Source organism: Streptomyces sp. W1SF4, from assembly GCF_003950035.1.
GTDB lineage: Bacteria > Actinomycetota > Actinomycetes > Streptomycetales > Streptomycetaceae > Streptomyces > Streptomyces racemochromogenes.
Map to the genome: position 1 here is coordinate 191,804 of NZ_CP034351.1, position 18,570 is coordinate 210,373.

The window sequence follows — 18,570 nt, forward strand, 5'->3', positions numbered from 1 at the left end:
CTTCCACGTTCACCGTCACGTCTCCCTCTTTCACGGAGACATTGTGGTCCGCCGGTGGGGGCGGGAAGCGGCCGCGACGGGTTTTTCCTGACACCTGTCACGGCGTGCGTGACAAGTGTCATCCGCGGCGGGCGCGGGTGCGCGCCCCGGTGGCCAGGACGGCCGCCCACAGCGCGCCCGCGCAGCCGAGGCCGGGAAGTGCCTGCCAGATCCACGGAGTGGTGCCGGGCGCCGCCAGGGCGGTGGCGGCGGTCGCGGCGACCACCGCGACCATCACCGCGCCCAGGACGCGCAGCAGGGGCGCGCCGAGGACGCGGGCCAGCGGGAAGAAGTGACCGCCGACGACGAGCGCGGCCCAGGCGAACGCCAACTGGGGTGTGTGCAGGCGGCTGTTGATCAGTCCGGCGCCGACGCCGAGGAGGACGGCCTGCACCACGAGGAGCCTGACGAACGCGCGCCCGCGCGGGGCCACGGGGCCGGCCGGGGCGGGCGCGGGTGCGCGGCGGGAGCGCAGGACGGCGAAGGTCACGGCGACGACGAGCAGGGCGCCGGCCGCGGCGGCGGCCGCCCGGGCGGTGCCGTGCAGCGCGCCCAGGCCTATCAGGAACCAGACGGCTCCGAAGACGGCCCCGATCAGCGGTCCGCGGGGCGCGCGTCCGGTACGGGAATTGGGGTCCATGGGGGCCTCCTCTGGCACGGGTCTCGGCGCTCACTCTAAGGCCCAGGTGTGTGCCGCCATACCGCAGAAAATGACTTCGGGCCGATTTCGATGACGTTTGTCACGCGAGTCGTGAGCATTGTCAGAAGGGGGATCCGAATGGTTTCGGACAGCCCGGTTCCTGGTGCAGCATCAGGTCGTCGGTCCGCATACGGACCGAATTCGGAAAACACGAGAGGAATACCGTCATGGCGAACACCACCGCTGTTGCCGACTTCGACCAGCTCTTCACCTCCTTCGACATCGAGGAGCTCGAGGTCCTGGACGTCGCCGACGGCGTGGCCCTCCCGGAGATGGGCGCTTCGAGCGGCAACGCCCTGTGCTGCTCCTCGTCCTCCTCCTCGTCGTCGTCCTGCTGCTGATCCGACGACGTCCCACTCCTGTCCGTCCGGCGGCTCCGGCCGCCGGACGGGCCGGACACCCGGAGCACGGAGGAGGAGCGTGAACCCGAACCCGCCCGCCCGGGAGCACTACGTCTCCCGCGTCCTCGACGTCCTGGCCGCACGGCCGGACACGGTCGCGGTGCGCTGGCGCGATCTCGAACTGACCGGCCGCCGGCTGCGCGACGCGGTCCTGCACGCCCGCGACGCGCTCGCGGCCACGGGCCTGCCCGTCCCGCCCGAGGCGGCCTCGCCCGCCGTCGGGCTCCTCACGGAGGCCAACCACCCGGCCCTGCTGGCCCACCGGTACGCGGCCCATCTGCTCGGCGCCACGGTCGTCCACCTGCGCTCCGTCAACCCCGGGCCCGACGGCGCGCTCCTCGACGCCGACGCGCAGGCGGCGATCCTGGCGGAGAACGGGGCCGGCGTCCTCGTCGTGGACCCCTCGCACGCCCGGCACGCCGACGCCGTCCGTGCCCGTACGCCCCACCCCCTCACGGTCGTCGTCGCCGACGGCCCGGCCGCGGGCGGGGAGGTACGCGCCCCCGAGCCGCGGTCCGGTCCGGTGCCCACCCCCGGGGCGCTGGACCGGGCCGCCGTCGTCACGTACACCAGCGGCAGCACCGGCCGGCCCAAGGGCGTCCGCCAGCCGCTGGCCGCCTGGAGCGCCCTGGTGCTCGGCGACGCCGCCCAGCTGGCCGCGGAGGAGCCCGTGATGCTGGTGGTGACCCCGCTGAGCCATGCCGCCGGGCCCATGGCGGACGCGGTGCTGTGCGCCGGCGGGACGCTGGTGCTGCACGAGCGCTTCGAGGCCGCGGCGGTGCTCGACGCCGTGGCCGCGCACCGCGTCACCCGCACCTACCTGGCCGTACCGCACCTGTACGCGCTGCTCGACCACCCGGGCCTGGCTGCCTGCGACCTCGGGTCGCTGCGGGCGCTCATCTACAGCGGCTCGCCCGCCTCCCCCGGACGGCTGGAGCGCGCCCGCGAGGCCTTCGGCCCCCGCCTGGTCCAGTGCTACGGCACCACCGAGGCGGGACGGGTGACCGTGCTCGAGCCCGTCGACCACTGGGAACGGGAGCTGCTGCCCTCGGCCGGCCGGCCCTTCCCCGGCGTGGACGTCCGCGTGTGCGCACCCGGGGGCGGCACCCGGCCGCTGCCGGACGGCGCCACCGGCGAAGTGCTGGTCCGCTCACCGCAGATGATGTCCCACTACGTCGGCGACCCGGAGGCGTCCCGCCGCGTCCTGCGCGACGGCTGGCTGCGTACGGGCGACCTCGGCCACTGGGACGCGTACGGCTACCTCCACCTGGTGGACCGGCTGGACGGCGTCATCAAGACGGCCGGGGTCAAGGTCCACCCGGGCGAGGTGTCGCGGGCACTGCTCGCCACCGGGGCCGTCGCCGAGGCCCTGGTCCACCGGGTGGTGGACGGCGACGCGGGCGAACACGTCGGCGCCGCGGTCACCGCCGCCGCCGGCACCGGCGACGGCGACGGCCGGGCCGGGGATCCCCGGGAGCTGCTCGGCCGGCTCACGGCCGCCGTGGCGCAGAGCCTGTCGCCGGCGCACGCGCCCTCGCGGATCGCCCTGTGGTCCCGCATCCCGCTGACCGACAACGGCAAACCCGACCTGCGGCGCATCGGCGCGCCCGCGGGCGACCCGGACGTGATCGCCTCCGCCGGCCCCGTCACCCGTACGCCCCGCACCCCCCGACCCACCCAGAACACGAGGTAAGACATGCCATCGCCGCTCACCCCGGCGCAGCGCGGGCTGCTCGTCACGCTCGTCTACGGCCGCGACCAGGACGCCCCCGAGCTGTACAACCTCCAGCTCGTCCTCCGGCTGGACGGGCCGCTGGACGCGGCCCGGCTGCGCACGGCCGGAGACCGGCTGCTGTCCCACCACGCCGTCCTGCGCACCGGGTTCGCCCACCGGGACTCCGAACCGGCGGCGGTCGTGGCCGCCGGGGACCTCGCCCTGCCCTGGCGGGAGACCGATCTGCGCGGTCTCGCGGAGCGGGCGCGGGAGGAGGAGGTGGCGCGCCTCGCCCGTGCGGAGCGCGGCACCCCCTTCGCCCTGGACGCCCCGCCGCTGCTGCGGCTGCTGCTGGTCCGGACGGGCGAGGACCGCTCCGTACTGGTGCTGACCCACCACCACCTGGTGTGCGACGGCTGGTCGCAGCCGCGGCTGGTGAAGGAGCTGTTCGCCGGGTACGCGGCCGGCCCCGCCGCGCTGCCCGGGCCGCAACCCCTGCCGCCCGCCGCCGCCGTGGACGCGGCGGCCGCCGAGCGGGGCTGGCGAGCGGTCCTCGCCGACGCCTCCCCGCTGCTGCTGGGAACCGGCCTCACCACCGCTCCCGTGCGGCTGACCCGCCACCTCGACGAGCGGCGCAGCAGCCGGCTCGCGGCGCGCGCGGAAGCCGCGGGCGTGACCCTGGACGCCGTGGTGCAGGGCGTCTGGGCGGCCTTGCAGGCACTGTCGGCCGGCCGGGACCGGGTGGTCGTCGGCGGGCTGCCCACCGGACGCGGGGCGCGGGCCGCCGAGCCCCCGGTCGGCGCCCACGCCACCGTCCAGCCCGTCCCCGTGACCGTGGACCCGGCCCGCTCCTGGGCGGAGCTGGTGACCGGGGTGCAGGACCGCCTGGACGAACTGGAGCCCTGGTCGGCGGAGTTCGGGCCCGCCGACGTACAGCGCGTCGCCGGGTCCGGGCCGCTCTTCGACACGGTCGCCGTCGCCGAGCGCGCGCCGCTGGCCGCCGCCGAGTTCGACCTGCTCGTCCCGGGGCTGCGCCTGGAGTCGGCGGTCTCGTACGACGCCAACCACTACGCCGCCGGCTTCTCCGTGGTCCCGGGCGACCGCTTCGCCCTGCGCCTGGACCACCGTCCGGGTGCGCTCGGCCACCTGGCGCCGGAGCGGCTGCTGGACTGCCTGGAGGCGGCTCTGGCGGAGTTCACCGAGCACCCCGAGCGGCCGGTCGGCCTGCTGTCCCTGCCGGGCGCGGTGGACGGCGCGGGCGCGGTGGACGGCCCCGGCGCGGTCGACGGCCCGGGCGCGGTGGACGGCCCCGGCGCGGTCGACGGCCCGGGCGCGGTGGACGGCCCCGGCGCGGTCGACGGCCCGGGTTGCGCGGAGCCGGACCCCACCGCGCCGCCGCTGACGCTGGCCCGCGCCGTGGCCCGGCACGCCGCCGCCACTCCCGGGGCCCTCGCCCTGACCTCCCCCGAGGGCGACCTGACGTACGCGCAGCTCGACGGTGCCGCGGAGAGGTTCGCCCGCCGGCTCAGGGCCGCCGGGGCCGGGCCGGGGGAGGTCGTCGCCCTGCTGCTGCCGCGCTCGCGCGCCATGACCGTCGCCCAGCTCGCCGTGCTGCGCACGGGCGCCGCCTACCTGCCGGTGGACCCGTGCTATCCGGCCGCCCGTGTGCGGTACATGGTCCGCGACGCCGCTCCCGCACTGGCCGTGGTCAGCGCCGAGACCCTGCCGTCCCTGCCCGCCGACGCGGGCTGCGGCCACGTCCTCGTGGACCCGGCCGCGTTCGACGCCCCCGCGGCGGCGGACGTGCCGCCGCCTGCCGACGCCGACCCCGAAGCGCCCGCGTACGTCATCTACACCTCGGGGTCGACCGGCGACCCCAAGGGCGTCGTCGTCCCGCACCGGGGCCTGGCCGACCTTGCCGCGACCCTCCTCGACCGCTGCGCCGCCGATTCCACCGCCCGGGTCCTGCAGTTCTCCTCGCCGAGCTTCGACGCCGCGGTGCTGGAGAGCGTGCTGGCCTTCGCCGCGGGCGCCACCCTCGTCATCCCGCCCGCCGGCAGCACCCTGGTCGGCGAGACCCTGGCCGGCCTGCTCGCCGCCGAGCGCGTCACCCACACGCTCATCCCGCCGGCCGTCCTGGCGACCCTGCCCGCCGGCGCGCCGCTGCCCGACCTCGCGACGCTGATCGTCGGCGGCGACGCCTGCCCCGGCGACCTCGTGGCGCGCTGGTCCCCCGGCCGACGCATGATCAACGCGTACGGGCCGACCGAGTGCACCGTGGCGGCGACCCTGCACGGGCCGCTGTCGGGCTCCGGCGCCCCGCTGATCGGCCGTCCCGTGCGCGGCACACGGGTGGCCGTACTGGGCCCCGGACTCCGGCCGCTGCCGCCCGGCATGACGGGCGACCTGTACGTCGCCGGCCGCGGCGTCGCCCTCGGCTACCTGGGGCGGCCGGCCCTGACGGCGCAGCGCTTCGTACCCGATCCGTACGGCCCGCCCGGCTCCCTCATGTACCGGACCGGCGACCGGGCCCGCTGGACGGAGGGCGGGGAACTCGCCTACGAGGGCCGCGGCGACGATCAGGTCAAGGTGCGCGGCTTCCGGGTCGAGCCGGGCGAGGTGGAAGCCGCGCTGCGCACGCATCCGGGGGTCGCCCAGGCCGCCGTCACCGCGCGCCCCGACCCGTCCGGCGACCGGGTGCTGGCCGCGCACCTCGCCGTCCGGACGGGTGCCGCGGACGTGGACGCCGCCGGGCTGCGGCGGTACCTGGGCGGGCTGCTGCCCGGGCACCTCGTGCCCGCCGAGTACCACCTGTGGGACGCGCTGCCGCTGACCGCGAACGGCAAGCTGGACCGCGCGGCCCTGCTGGAGCGCCGCCCCACGGCCGCTCCCGGCGGGACCGCGCCGCCCGACGGCGGCCCCGACCCGGAAGTCGCCCTGCTCACCGCGCTCTTCGACGAGGTCCTCGGCGTCCCGGGCACCGGTCCGGACGACGACTTCTTCGGCATCGGCGGGAACAGCATCCGCCTCGTCCAACTGATCACGCTGGCCCGCCGGGCCGGGTTCGGCATCGGCCCGCGCGACGCGCTCGCCGGCTGCACCCCGCGCGGCCTGGCCGACGCCGCCCGGCGCAAGGAAGGCAGCACCGCCCGATGAGGAACACCTTCGACGACGAGGACGGCCGGTTCCTCGTACTGTGCGACGTCAACGGCGGCGACGGCGGCGACGAGGGCCGGAGGGCCCTGTGGCCCGCCTTCGTCCCCGTACCGCCGGGCTGGCGCACGCTCCACGGGCCCGCCGGCCGCGCCGCCTGCCTGGCGCGGGTCGCGGACCCCGCCGCGACGGCCCCCGACGAGGCACGCCGATGACCGTCCTGCACCCGCCCGTACGCGTGGACGTGCCGCCGCGGCTGCCCGCCGGACTCGACCTGTCCGACCCGGTCCTGCACGCCGAGCAGGACCTCACCGAGGTCTGGCGCACCCTGCGCGACCGGGATCCCGTGCACTGGCAGCCGCCCCGCGACGGCAGGCCCGGCTTCTGGGTGGTGACCCGGCACGAGGACGTGTCGGCCGTGTACCGGGCCTCGGAGACCTTCCGCTCCGACCGCGGCAACGTCCTCGACACCCTGCTCGCGGGCGGCGACTCGGCGGGCGGCAGCATGCTGGCCGTGACCGACGGCCCCCGCCACACGCGGCTGCGCACCGCCCTGATGAAGTCCTTCTCGCCCCGGGCGCTGGAGGGCGTCGTGCGCAGCGTGCGCACCGCCACCCTGGCCCTGCTGGAGGAGGCCCTCGAACGGGGTGCCTGCGACTTCGCCCGGGACGTGGCGGCACGGATCCCGCTGCGTGCGATCTGCGACCTGATGGACGTGCCCGAGGCGGACCGGGACGAGCTGCTCGCCCTCACGTCGGCCGCGCTGGGCTCGGAGAACGCCGACGCGGGCCCGGAGGAGGCCTGGCTCGCGCGCAACGACATCCTGCTGTACTTCGCGGAACTGGCCGCGCGCCGCCGGGACGCCCCCGGCGACGATGTGATCAGCGCGCTGGCGCGCTCGCGTCCGGGCGGTGAACCGCTGACCGACGAGGAGATCGTCCTCAACTGCTACAGCCTGATCCTGGGCGGCGACGAGACGACCAGGCTCTCGATGATCGGCGGGGTACGGGCGCTCCTGGCGCATCCCGGGCAGTGGCGGCTGCTGCGCGCGGGGGAGGTGTCCACGCGGTCGGCGGTGGAGGAGGTGCTGCGCTGGACCTCGCCCGCGCTGCACGCCGGCCGGACGGCGGCGGCGGACGTGGTGCTGCGGGGGCGGGCGGTCGCGGCCGGCGACGTGGTGACGGTGTGGAACGTCTCCGCCAACCACGACGAGCGGGTCTTCGACCGGCCGGACCGCTTCGACCTGGCCAGGACCCCGAACCGGCACGTGTCGTTCGCGTACGGCTCCCACTTCTGCCTCGGCGCGTACCTGGCGCGGGTCGAGATCGGGACGCTGCTCGACGGGCTGCGGACCCTGGTGGGGACGATGGAGGAGACCGGGCCGGGCGGTCCCGTCTACTCGAACTTCCTGAGCGGACGGGTGAGTCTGCCGCTCAGCTGGTCGCGGGCGTGACGGCCGGGGGCGGGCGCGGCGGACGCCGCACGCACCCGTCCCCGGCGGCGGGTCAGAGCCAGCCCTGCTCGGCCGCGATCCGCGTCGCGTCGTACCGGTTGCGCGCGCCCAGCTTCTTGATGGCGCTGGAGGCCACGTTGCGCACCGTCCCCTGGGCCAGGCTCAGTTCGGCGGCGATCTCGCCGATCGACGCGCCGGTGGCCACGACCCGCAGGACGTCGCGCTCGCGCTCGTTGAGCAGGCAGTCGCCGGCCTGGGTGACCCAGGGCAGCACCTCCTCGTCCAGGGTGAGCTGTCCGGCGGCCACTCCCCGCAGGGTGGTGATGAGCTGGGACAGCGGGGCGCTCTTGGACATGACGGCGAGCGCCCCGCGGGCGATGGCGTCGCGTACGACGGACCGCTGTCGCACGGCCGTCATGAGGGCGACCCGGCACGCGGGGTGGACCGCGCGGATGTCGCCGAGGAGTGTCACTCCGTCGCGCCCCGGCAGCCCGTTGTCCAGCAGGATCACGGCCGGCCGGTGTTTGAGCACGGCGGGTACCACGTCCTCGCTGCGGCTGACGGCGGCGACGACCTCGAAGCCGTCGGTGGCGTGCAGGGCCGCGGCGAGGCTGCCGAGGACCATGCGGTGGTCGTCGACGACGAGGATGCGGATGTCCGGCGGCGTGCCGGCGCCCGGGGTCCGCTCGGTCACGGGGCCTCCTCGGGGGATCCGGTGGGGACGGTCCGGGGGATGTACCCGGCGAGGGCGAAGCGGCCGTCCGGTGTGAGGTCCGCCTCGAGTTCGCCGCCGATCTCGGCCAGCCGGTCGCGCAGGCCGGTCAGGCCCATGCCGGGCCGGGGCGGCGGGACGGGGCCGCCGTCGTCGACGGCGGTGAACGCGATGCCCCGCGGGTCCTCGCCGACCGAGAAGCGGAAGGAGCGCGCGCCGGGGGCGTGCCGGAACACGTTGGTCATCGCCTCCCGCAGGACACAGCCGAGGACCTGGTCGGCCTGCGGTGCGAGCGGCCCGCCGGGCACTTCGAACCGTACGGTGAGGGACAGGCCGGCGGCCGCGCAGGCCTCCTCCGCGCGCCTGCACTCCTCGGCGAAGGAGGTGCCGCGCAGGGACATGAGTTCCGATTCCATGCGGGAGAGCAGGGTGCGGGCCCGTGCGCCCACGGACTCGATGCCGGACGGGCCGTCACCGGCCGATGCCGGACGGGGCTGTGCCTGGGCCCGCTCGGCTTCCATGGCGATGAGGGTGAGCTCCTGCCCGACGATGTCGTGCACCTCGCGCAGCAGCCGGTTGCGTTCCATGCCCCGGGAGGCGGAGACCAGTTCCCGCTGGGCGATGCGGGCCTCGCGGGCCCGGGCGACGGCGGCGCGCAGGATGTGGTTCATGGCGACGGCAACCGCGGCTCCGAACAGGGCGGCCGCGGTTCCCGGGTCGGCTCCCTCCACGTACCACAGCCCGGTCCCGAGCAGGGCGAGCAGTGCGGACCAGACGGCGCGTGCCCGGGCCGGGCGGCAGATCCAGACGGAGACGATGGCGGGGTAGGAGAGCATCACCGTGGCGTTCTCGCCGTCGGTGAGGACCAGTCCGACCGCCATGACGGTGACCCCGGCCACCCACAGGTGGGCCGCGCGGTCGGGGGTCTCCTCTTCCTCCTCCTCACCGATGTCCGACACCCAGGGCACGGCGAGGAAGGCCGCGGCGAGGGCGATTCCGCAGGCCCAGGCGGCGGGGCCGGCGTCGGTGCCCGTGAGGAGCAGCACCAGCCATATGAGGTTGAGCAGGATCAGCACGGACACGGCCGGGCGCGGGAGGGTCCGGCGGGATCGCAGGGCGTTCAGCAGTGATCGGGACATCGCGTCACCCGTCGCGCCGCGGCTCTTCCCGTCTGGCGACGGCGCCGGCTCTTCCGCCGCTCTGCCAACAGTGGCGACACCTCGGCGTCCTGCTCATGGCCGTACCCCCGTACTCGTGTGCCGCGCCGCCCGGGATTCGTGAGATCCGCCCCGGGCCTGGGGCGACACTTCGAACGATCACCCAACTCACTGCACATTACATGCGTCTGCCGAGGCGTCAACGCGAGGGGATCGTCCCTATTTCAACAGTTATCGGGGGTGGCACCGCCCGGCGGCCGACCGTCGCGATACTCGGCTGACAGATCGTTGCGGGGCTGCCTATGATGCCGGCGATGAAGAACTCCTCCTTTCTCGGATGGGGGGAATCGTCCGCGCAAGGTGAGTGCTGATGGCAGCTCACTTCGCGGAACCGGTTCCCGCCCGCCTGCTGATGTGGCAGCGCGTACGCGAGTACGCCGTGCCACCGTCCATGATCGAAATCGCGACCGCCCGCCGTGTGCACGGTGACTGGGCGGGAGCCTGCGCCGCCGCCCGGGTCGACGTCGACATCGATCTGCGCGCCGTGCGCCTCCGCCACGGCACCGACCTCGTCAACCGCCTCCGGGCGGACCTGCGCCGGCTCGCGCCGGACCTGCTGCGCTGGCACATGCCCCGGATCGCCCCCGACGGGCGGCTCCGGCCCGGGCTCACCGTGTCGCTGGCCCGGTACGCGGACCCGGGCGGCACGGCACCGCACCTCGTCGTGCGGACCCCGCCGGCCTGGGCGGACGCGGGGCAGCGGATGTCCCTGGCGCTCTGGGAGGAATCCCGGGCGGACGCGCCCGGGCACCATCCGCACCCCCACCCCGACCGGCGCTTCCGGCTCGACCTGCACCGTCACCTCTGGGACGGCACCCGCAGCGCCGAACTGGCGCAGCGGTGCGGCGCGGACGCCGCCGGCCGCTGGGCGGCGGAGGCGGAGCTGCTGCTGCGGGCCGAGGGGCGCGCCCGCGGCGCCCTGACCGTACGGCTCGGCACGCGCAGCCGCGCCGTGCTCGAACTCGTCGCCCCGGACGACAGCCACGCCCCCGCGCTCCGGCCGGTACGGGAAGCGCTGTCGCCGCAGCGGATCGCGGAGCTGCCGGTGCTGCCGGAGGCCGCGGCGCGGACCCTGCCGGACCTGGAACTCCTGCGCGCCGGGCTGTTCCCGGCGGAACGGCTCCACCCGCTGGTCGCCGCGGCACTGCCGCCGGCCGCCGGACCCGTCCCCTACGCGGGCCCGGACGCCGGGGCCGCGGACCCGCACCGGGTCCAGTGCCTGGGGCGCGTGCACCGGATCGCGCTGCGGGACGGGGTCCTCGCGGCCGTCGACCACGACCCGGCCCAGCTGGCCCGCGAGGGCCTGCTCATGGCGCTGGGCGGGCCGGGGCTGCCCTGCCTGCGGGCGATCGACGCGGTGCACCGCAGCCCCGAGGCGCTGCCCGCCGTCCGCGAGCGGCTCCGCCACGGGGACGTGACCGGGGCCCTGGCCGTGGTCGAGGGGCTGCTCGGCCCCGGCGCGGTCCTGCGCGAAGGGCCCCTGCGGGACGCCCTGGAGGACGCGGTGGCCGGCCGCCTGGACCACGGGCTCTTCCGCTCGGGCCTGGTACGCGTGCACCCCGCCGCGGACGTGGCGCGGGACGGCGGCCGCCGGCCCCGGCCCGACCGGCGCATGCCGCCCGATCTGCGCCGCAAGCGCGGCCGCCGTACCCGTCCCCGGACCGGCCTGCCCTCCTGACGACCCGCGTCGGCCCGGCGGCCTGAGGGCCGCGACGTGCCCCGCCGGGCGTCCGCGTGCCGCGCCGGGGGCGCCGTACGTACGCCACTCGACCACGACGGGTCTCCCGTACCCGTCTCCCCTCAACCGACCACCCAGGTGATGCCCATGACTTCCAGCACCCTCCTCCCCGTACCCGTTCCGCAGCTCGGTCTCGCCGAGGACCTTCTGACGCTCCTGCGGACGACCACCACCGAGCCGCGCCCCGACGAGCAGTTGGAGGCGCTGGCCCTCTCCGTCGCGGCGGACCTGCCCGTACTCCTGTGGGGCGAGCCCGGCATCGGCAAGACCGCCGCGCTGACCCAGCTCGCCGCCTCCCTCGACCTGCCGCTGACCACCGTCATCGCGAGCGTCCACGAGCCGACCGACTTCTCCGGGCTGCCCGTCGTGGGCGAGGACCCGGCGGTGAACGGGGTGCCCATGGCCCCGCCGCAGTGGGCCGTGGACCTGGTGCGCGCCGGGCGGGGGCTGCTCTTCCTGGACGAGCTGTCCACCGCCACCCCGGCCGTCCAGGCCGCGCTGCTGCGCGTGGTGCTGGAGCGGCGGGTCGGCGCGCTGCAACTGCCGCCCGGCGTGCGGATCGTGGCCGCGGCCAATCCCCGCGCGTCGGCCGCGGACGGCTGGGAGCTGAGCCCGCCGCTGGCGAACCGGTTCGTGCACCTGTACTGGGTGCACGACCGGGAGGTGGTGGTTCGCGGCCTCGGCGGGGTCTGGCCGCGCGCGGAGCTGCCCCGGCTGGACCCGGCGGGCCTGCCGGACGCGGTGGCGTTCGCCCGCCGCGCGGTGTGCGGGTTCCTGAGCACCCGGCCGACGCTGATCCACCGGCTGCCGACCACCGAGACCCGGCGCGGCGGTGCCTGGCCCTCGCCCCGCAGCTGGGAGGCCGCGATGACGCTGCTCGCCTTCGGCACGGCCGCCTCGGTCTCCCGGGACGTGCTGGCGCTGCTGGTGCGGGGCGCGGTCGGGGACGGGCCCGGCCTCGAACTGCTGGCCCACATCGACCGGATGGAGCTGCCGGATCCGGACGTGCTGCTGGCCGACCCCGGCGCCGCCGAACTGCCCGGCCGCGGCGACCTGCGCCAGGCCACGCTGGAGGCGGTGGTGGCCGCCGTCGGCGCGCGCCCGGAGCGGGAGCGCTGGGAGGCTGCCTGGAAGGTGCTGGTCCGGGCGATGGAGACCGGTGCGCCGGACCTGCTGGTCGGACCGGCGAAGGCGCTGGCCGCGCTGCGGCGCGACGGGTGGGAGGTGCCGGAGGCGGTGGAACGCCTCTCCCCCGTGATCGGCCTGGCGCGGCGGGCGGAGGACTCGGTGGCCCGGACGCCGGGGGCCCGGGCCGTGGCGGCCGCCGGGGCCGGGAGCGCGGCGGGCGGGTGCGCGTGACCGGGGCCGTGCGGCAGTCACAGCCGCAGCCGCGCCCGGAGCCCCGGCGGGCACGTCCGCTGCCCCGCCCGCTGCCCCGTCCGATGTCCCCTCCCCCGCCGCCGCGGCCGGTACGGGCCGACGTGCCCGGCCCGCCGCCGGCGCCCGCCGTCCCGCTGGACACGGAGAAGCTGCTGGCCGCCCGGCTGCACGCGGTCTCGGTGCGCCCCTACCTGGCCAGTGCCCTGTTCGCGCTGCACGTCGTGGAGGACCGTTCGGTGCCGACCATGGCGGTGGACGCGTACTGGCGCTGCTACGTCTCCCCGCTGTTCGTGGCGCGGACCCCGCTGGAGGAGCTGGCGGGGGTGTGGGTGCACGAGGTCTCGCACCTGCTCCGGGACCACCACGGGCGCAGCGAGCGGTACGCGCGCGAGCGGGGCGAGCACGGGCCGGGCGAGCGGTTGCGGCAGAACGTCGCGGCGGACTTCGAGATCAACGACGACGTCTACGGCGACGGCCTGCCGATGCCGGCGGGTGCGGTACGGCCGTCGATGCTGGGCCTGCCGGACGGGCTGCTGATGGAGGAGTACCTGCGGACGTCCTCGATGGCGGGCGCCGCGGGGCTGGCCTGGCTGGACTGCGGCAGCGGTGCGGACGGGCGGGCGCGGCCCTGGGAGCTGGGTCCCGAGGGAGCGCACGGGCTGAGTCGGCAGCAGCGGGACGCCGTACGCTTCCGCGTGTCCGAGGCGATCACCGGCCGGCCCGGGGAGGCCCCGGAGGGGTGGCGCCGGTGGGCGGACGAGGCGTTCCATCCCCCGCAGCCGTGGCGGCAGTTGCTCGGTGCGGCGGTCCGCGCGGCCGCGGGCGCGCCGGGCGCGGGCGAGAACCACAGCTACCGGCGCCCGTCGCGGCGTTCGGCCGGCCTCCCGGGCGTCGTGCTGCCGAGCCTGCGGCGGATGCCGCCCCGGGTCTGCGTCGTGATCGACACCTCCGGGTCGGTGAGCGACGCGGAGCTGGGCGGCGCACTGCTGGAGGTCGCGGCGATCTCCCGGGCGGTGGGCGGGCGCCGGGACCTGGTCTCGGTGATCTCCTGTGACGCGGCGGCGGGGGTCGCCGTACCGCTGTGCCGTGCCGAGAACCTCGAACTGGTCGGCGGCGGCGGTACGGACCTGCGGTCCGGCTTCGCCCGGGCGCTGCGCTCCCGGCCCCGCCCTGACGTGATCGTCGCCCTGACGGACGGGCAGACGCCGTGGCCGTCGGCGCCGCCGCCCTGCCGCACGGTCGTCGGCCTCTTCCCGCGCGCCCCCCGGCCCGTGCGCGAGGACGAGGAGGAGTACACGCCGCAGGCGCCGCCCGCCTGGGCCCGCGTCGTCCCCATCGGGTAGGGGGCCGCGGCGGTCCACGGGTTCCCGCCCGGACGCCGTCACGGAACCCACCGCTCCCGCGCCGACGCCGGTCCCGCGTCATCGGCGCCGCGGCGGGAGGCGGGCGAAGCGGGAAGGCTCAGGCCGTCACGAGTTCCCCGGCGGAGGCGAAGCGTTCCACGATCTCCCCGGCGCGCCGGTCGAAGTCGGCGTACTGCGCCTCCCGTGCGGCGCCCGCGACCGCTTCGCCGACCAGCAGGTTGCCTTCGGCGTCGAAGCTCTGCGGGCGCTCCTCCGCGTCGGTGAGCAGGCCGACGGTGGAACGGGAGAAGCCGCAGTAGGAGGCGATGCCCTCGTTCAGGTTGGTTTCCAGGAGCGTCCGCATGCCCTCCGTGACGGGGTCGTCGGAGGTGGCGCCGGCCAGGGCCAGCCACAGCATGCGCTTGCCGGCGAGGCGGGGCTTGCTGCGGCCGTAGGCGAAGCCGTAGTTCCACACGCGGTCGATCCAGCCCTTGAGGATCGCGGGCACGTGCTGCCAGTACACCGGGAAGACGGCGACGACGACGTCGGCGTCGAGGATGCGCCGCATGTGGGCGTGGGTCTCGTCCGAGTACGCCTTCTCCCGGTCGCCCCAGTCCGGCTGGTCCGCCGCGTTCATCCGGGGGTCGAACCCCTCGGCGTGCAGGTCGAGCAGGTCGATGCGGTACCCGGCGGCCTCGAGCCGGGCGGCGGCCCGGCGGGCCGTGTGCGCGGTGAGGGAGTCGGTGCGGTGGTGGGCGACGACCACGAGGGCCGTCCTGGCGTGGCTGCCGGGCTGCTGCGTCACGGTGTTCTCCTGACTGGTTCGGTGCGGTGGGATTCCGTTCGACGAGTCCAGTACAGCCGGGGGGATGTGGATGATCCATGGGAGAAACCCTCCGGAACATAGGAGATCGTCTACGCTGCGCTCCGTGGACCTTCTGAGTTCTCTGCTGAGTGGCATCCGGGCCGAGGGCTCGGTCGTCAGCCACGCCGTACTGACGGCGCCCTGGAGCGTCCGCTTCGCCGACGGCGCGCCGCTCACCATGGTCAGCGTGCTGCGCGGCGGCGGCACGCTGCTGCTGCCCGACGGCACCGAGCGGCCGGTCGGCGCGGGTGACACGGCCATCGTGAACGGTTCCGCGCCGTTCCACCTCGCGGACGGTCCCGGCACCGTCCCCGGCGAGCACGCCTCCTACGAGATCGCCTGCTTCGGCCCGCGTGCCGAGTGCGCCGGCGAGGAACTCGGCGGCATCCGCTGGGGGGCGCGGGCGCAGGAGGCGACCTCGCTGATCGTGGGCGCCTACCGGGCCTCGGGCCGTCGCCACGAACGGCTGCTGCGGGCCCTGCCGCCCGTCCTGGTGGTCAGGGAGGACGCCGAGGTCTGCGCCTGGCTGGAGACGGCCGCCGCCGACGCCGCGCAGACCTCCGCGGGTTCGCAGGCGCTGATGGACCGGCTCCTGGACTGGGCCCTGGTGTGTACGCTGCGCAGCTGGTTCGACCGGGCCGGCGCCGACGCGCCCAGCTGGTACCGGGGCCTCGCCGACCCGGTGCTCGCCCCCGCCCTGCAGGCCTTCCACGACCGGCCGGCCGAGGCGTGGACGGTGGCCTCGCTGGCCACCCGGGCCGGCGTCTCCCGGGCGCTGTTCGCCAAGCGGTTCACCCAGCTGATGGGCCGGCCGCCCCTCGCCTACCTCACGGCGTGCCGCATGGACGAGGCCGAGGCGCTGCTGACCGACACCGACCTCAGCGTCGCCGAGATCGGAAGGGCGGTCGGCTACGCCGACGCCTTCGGCTTCAGTGCCGCGTTCAAGCGCCACAGGGGTCTGAGCCCCCGCACGTTCCGGGCCGCCGCGGCGGCCTGACCCCGCCATGTGTGGTTGAAATTTTTATGGATACGGCCGGGCTGGCCGGAAATCCTTGCTCAATTTGGTGACAGCAGCACTGATGTTTCATCATCGTGACTGCGCGTCATGTTCTGACGCGCAGTGAGGAGACGGGGCGCCGGGGGGTCCCCGTTCTCGCGCACACCGCGCACAACACGCACACCGTGCACCCAGTGCACCCTGTGCACGCCGCGCACACGCGCCCACCGCGCCCCGCCGTGGCTCCCTTCCCGCTTCCGTCACCCAGGCAAAGGCACATGTCCGCCCAGCAGCTTTCGGACCTCATACGTTTCGCCCGGCACAACTCGCCCTTCTACCAGGAGCTCTACGCGTCCCTGCCGCCCGACGTCGACCGCCTCACCGACCTGCCGGTGGTCGACCAGCAGGCGTTCTGGGAGGCCAACACCCTGCACGACAGCCGCGTACTGACCGGCCCGCTCGGCGAGGCCACGGTCTACAAGACCGGCGGCACCACCGGGTCCCCCAAGTTCTCCGTCTACACGCGCGACGAGTGGCGGACGTTCGTCACCGCCTTCGGCCAGGGACTCGTGGACACGGGCCTGCGCCCGGGACACCGCGTCGCCGACCTCTTCTACGCCGGGGAGCTGTACGCCAGCTTCCTCTTCGTCCTGGACTCCCTCGCCCACGCGCCCGTGGACAACGTCCGCCTGCCCATCGGCGGCGGCGCTCCGCCGGAGTCGACGATCCCCACGCTGCGCGACCTGGCCGCGCAGGTCCTGGCGGGGACGCCGACCACCCTGTGCCGGCTCGCCGAGGAGGTCGTCTCGTCCGGTGTCCGGCTCGACTCGGTGGAGTTGCTGCTCTTCGGCGGCGAGGCCCTCTTCGACGACCAGCGGCGCCTGCTGGCCACCGCGTTCCCGCGCGCCGAGGCCCGTTCCGTCGGGTACGCGAGCGTGGACGCGGGCCTGCTCGGCCGGCCCGTGCCCGGCTCCGACGCCCGGGTGCACCGCGCGTTCACGCCGTACTCGGTCGTCGAGATCCTCGACGACTCCACCGGCGAGCCCGTCACCGAACCAGGCCGGCCCGGCCGGGTCGTCGTCACCAGCCTGTTCCGGCGCCTCATGCCGATCATCCGCTACCCGGCGGGCGACCGGGCCGAGTGGACCGGCACGGCTCCCGGCCACTTCCGCATCCTCGGCCGCGCCGAGGAGGGCGTACGGGTGGGCCCCGTCTCGCTCTACACCCAGGACGCCCAGGACGCCGTGGCCGCGGCGGACACCTCGGGGGACGTGGTCGGCATGCAGCTCGTCGTCCGCCGCTGGGACGGCCGCGACGGGCTGGTCCTGCGGCTGGCGACGGCACCGGGCGCGCCGCACGGCCGCGAGGAACTGGCCGGGGCCGTCGTCACGGAGCTGGAGAACGTCCGGCCGCTGTATCCGGACAGCGTGCGCGCCGGGTTCGTGCACCCGCTGTCCGTGGAGTGGGTGCGCCACCGCGACCTCGCCGTCAACCCGCGCTCGGGCAAGCTGGTCCGGGTCCTCGACGAGAGGCCGACCGCATGAGCGCCACCGCCCCTCCCGCGACGGGTCCGCGGACGCGGACCGGGACCGCCCGGCGGCGCGTTCCGCTGGTCCTGCGCAACCGCGCCTTCGGTGCCGTGTGGCTCGGCCAGATCCTCACCCAGGCCGCGGTGCGGATGTTCCAGGTCGGCGTGTCCTGGTGGATCGTCGCCTACGCCGTGCACGACGCCCGCGGGCTCGCCTCCGGGCTGTTCATGGCCGCCTGCACCCTGCCCGCCGTGGCGCTGGCGCCCGTCGTCGCCGGCGCCGTCGCCCGGTTCGCGCACCGCTCCGTGCTGCGGACCGCCGCCGCCCTGGCCGGGGCCGCCTCCGGTGCCCTGGCGCTGGGGGCGTACGGCGGCGGGCCGCCGCTCGTCACCGTGTACGCCGCCGGTCTCGCCCTGGCGACCTGCCAGGCGTTCTTCGACCCCTGCCTGACCACCTCGGTGCCCGAACTCGTCGACGACGCCGACATCGAGACCGCCACCGGCTTCGAGCTGTCCACCCAGTCCCTGGCCGGCCTCGGCGGGGCGCTGCTCGGCGCCCTGACCGTCGACCGGGCCGGTGTGGCCGGGCTGGCCGCCGGCTGTGCGGCCGCCTACCTCGGCGCGGCCCTCCTCGTCGCCGGCGCCCGCTTCCGCACCGCCGCCGCGGACGCCGGGGCCGACGCGGCCGGCGCGGACGCGGGGGCCGACGCGCCGGACCCGTCGTCCCGGCCGGGGCGGCGCACGCTGCGCGGCATCCTCGGGGAACTCCCGTACGTACGGCGGATCCTGGTCTGCTTCACCGCGGCGAACCTCTTCACCACCGCCGTGTTCGTCGTCATCCCGCTCTACACCCGCTCGGTCCTCGCGGGCGGCGGCGCCACCGTGGCCCTGCTGGAGGCCTCCCTGGGCACCGGCGCGCTGGCCGGCGCCTTCACCGGCGGCCGCGTACCGGGGCGTCCCACGGTCGCCGGCGCCTGGTGCCTGGGCCTGATGGCCCTCGCCCTCGCGCTGCCGGGGCTGTTCGCGCAGCTGCCGGTCGCCGCGGGCTGCCTGGCGGTGGCCGGCTGGTGCGCCGGGGCCGTCAGCGTCCGCTTCGTGGCCCTGTTCCAGCGGCTGGTGCCGCCGGCCGACAAGCCCGGCTTCTTCGCCGTGATGCAGGCCGTGCTGGGCGCCTCCCTGCCGGTGGCGTCCCTGGCGTTCGGCTTCGCCGGCGACTTCCTCTCCCCGCAGACCCTGTGCCTGGTGCAGGGTGCCGGCCTGGTCCCGGCGGCCTGCGCGCTGGCCCTGCTGAAGTCCCCCGCGGCCGGGCCCGCCGGAGGTGAGCGGTGAG

The 18,570-nt window shown here is 76.0% G+C and carries 15 protein-coding genes; 11 read left to right on the top strand and 4 right to left on the bottom strand.

Annotated elements, in window-relative coordinates; translation table 11 throughout:
* Positions 1–118: 118 nt before the first annotated feature.
* Positions 119–679 carry a hypothetical protein gene (locus tag D1J60_RS37585; RefSeq protein ID WP_164721107.1) on the bottom strand — a complete coding sequence of 187 codons (561 nt, stop codon included), beginning with the start codon at positions 677–679 and terminating at the stop codon, positions 119–121.
* 227 nt (positions 680–906) lie between these two features.
* Between D1J60_RS37585 and D1J60_RS34760 the strand changes: the two genes are divergently transcribed.
* From D1J60_RS34760 to D1J60_RS34780, 5 genes are all read left to right on the top strand, one after another.
* On the top strand, positions 907–1,080 hold the full coding sequence (locus tag D1J60_RS34760; RefSeq protein ID WP_125600985.1) for a thiazolylpeptide-type bacteriocin: 174 nt from the start codon (positions 907–909) through the stop codon (positions 1,078–1,080).
* Between the two features lie 79 nt (positions 1,081–1,159).
* The gene (locus D1J60_RS34765; RefSeq protein WP_125824505.1) at positions 1,160–2,833 is read left to right on the top strand and encodes a fatty acid--CoA ligase family protein; all 1,674 of its coding nucleotides are present in this window, start codon (positions 1,160–1,162) and stop codon (positions 2,831–2,833) included.
* A gap of 3 nt (positions 2,834–2,836) precedes the next feature.
* Positions 2,837–6,010 carry a non-ribosomal peptide synthetase gene (locus D1J60_RS38775; RefSeq protein WP_125824506.1) on the top strand — a complete coding sequence of 1,058 codons (3,174 nt, stop codon included), beginning with the start codon at positions 2,837–2,839 and terminating at the stop codon, positions 6,008–6,010.
* Positions 6,007–6,222 (top strand): MbtH family NRPS accessory protein, encoded by a 216-nt coding sequence (locus D1J60_RS34775; protein WP_125824507.1) that lies wholly within the window; start codon positions 6,007–6,009, stop codon positions 6,220–6,222. Before D1J60_RS38775 ends, D1J60_RS34775 begins: the two co-directional genes overlap by 4 nt.
* Positions 6,219–7,460 (top strand): cytochrome P450, encoded by a 1,242-nt coding sequence (locus D1J60_RS34780; protein ID WP_125824508.1) that lies wholly within the window; start codon positions 6,219–6,221, stop codon positions 7,458–7,460. Before D1J60_RS34775 ends, D1J60_RS34780 begins: the two co-directional genes overlap by 4 nt.
* Before the next feature lie 52 nt (positions 7,461–7,512).
* Here the strand turns inward: D1J60_RS34780 and D1J60_RS34785 are convergent, their stop codons facing one another.
* Together D1J60_RS34785 and D1J60_RS34790 are read right to left on the bottom strand one after the other, a co-directional pair.
* Positions 7,513–8,154: a response regulator transcription factor gene (locus D1J60_RS34785; RefSeq protein WP_241253665.1), complete on the bottom strand. Its 642-nt coding sequence runs from the start codon at positions 8,152–8,154 to the stop codon at positions 7,513–7,515.
* The gene (locus D1J60_RS34790; RefSeq protein WP_125824509.1) at positions 8,151–9,311 is read right to left on the bottom strand and encodes a histidine kinase; all 1,161 of its coding nucleotides are present in this window, start codon (positions 9,309–9,311) and stop codon (positions 8,151–8,153) included. Before D1J60_RS34790 ends, D1J60_RS34785 begins: the two co-directional genes overlap by 4 nt.
* A 388-nt stretch (positions 9,312–9,699) precedes the next feature.
* Between D1J60_RS34790 and D1J60_RS34795 the strand changes: the two genes are divergently transcribed.
* The 3 genes from D1J60_RS34795 to D1J60_RS34805 all read left to right on the top strand — a co-directional run bounded on the left by D1J60_RS34795 (position 9,700) and on the right by D1J60_RS34805 (position 13,850).
* On the top strand, positions 9,700–11,067 hold the full coding sequence (locus D1J60_RS34795; protein ID WP_125824510.1) for a hypothetical protein: 1,368 nt from the start codon (positions 9,700–9,702) through the stop codon (positions 11,065–11,067).
* A gap of 147 nt (positions 11,068–11,214) precedes the next feature.
* The gene (locus D1J60_RS34800) at positions 11,215–12,486 is read left to right on the top strand and encodes a MoxR family ATPase (RefSeq protein ID WP_125824511.1); all 1,272 of its coding nucleotides are present in this window, start codon (positions 11,215–11,217) and stop codon (positions 12,484–12,486) included.
* An 83-nt stretch (positions 12,487–12,569) separates the two neighbouring features.
* Positions 12,570–13,850, top strand: coding sequence for a VWA-like domain-containing protein (locus D1J60_RS34805; RefSeq protein ID WP_125824512.1), 1,281 nt, complete (start codon positions 12,570–12,572; stop codon positions 13,848–13,850).
* A gap of 118 nt (positions 13,851–13,968) precedes the next feature.
* Here the strand turns inward: D1J60_RS34805 and D1J60_RS34810 are convergent, their stop codons facing one another.
* A complete protein-coding gene (locus tag D1J60_RS34810) occupies positions 13,969–14,655 on the bottom strand; it encodes an NAD(P)H oxidoreductase (protein WP_125594714.1) in 687 nt (228 codons plus the stop codon).
* Positions 14,656–14,770: 115 nt separating this feature from the next.
* On the opposite strand from D1J60_RS34810, the gene D1J60_RS34815 reads away from it, so the two are divergent.
* The 3 genes from D1J60_RS34815 (at position 14,771) to D1J60_RS34825 (ending at position 18,569) form a co-directional block, all read left to right on the top strand.
* Entirely contained in the window at positions 14,771–15,712 is a 942-nt protein-coding gene (locus D1J60_RS34815; protein WP_125824734.1) for an AraC family transcriptional regulator, read from the top strand.
* A 278-nt stretch (positions 15,713–15,990) separates the two neighbouring features.
* On the top strand, positions 15,991–17,256 hold the full coding sequence (locus tag D1J60_RS34820) for an AMP-binding protein (RefSeq protein ID WP_125824513.1): 1,266 nt from the start codon (positions 15,991–15,993) through the stop codon (positions 17,254–17,256).
* Complete coding sequence (locus D1J60_RS34825; RefSeq protein ID WP_125824514.1) at positions 17,253–18,569, top strand: MFS transporter; 1,317 nt, start codon at positions 17,253–17,255, stop codon at positions 18,567–18,569. Before D1J60_RS34820 ends, D1J60_RS34825 begins: the two co-directional genes overlap by 4 nt.
* Position 18,570 lies beyond the last annotated feature (1 nt).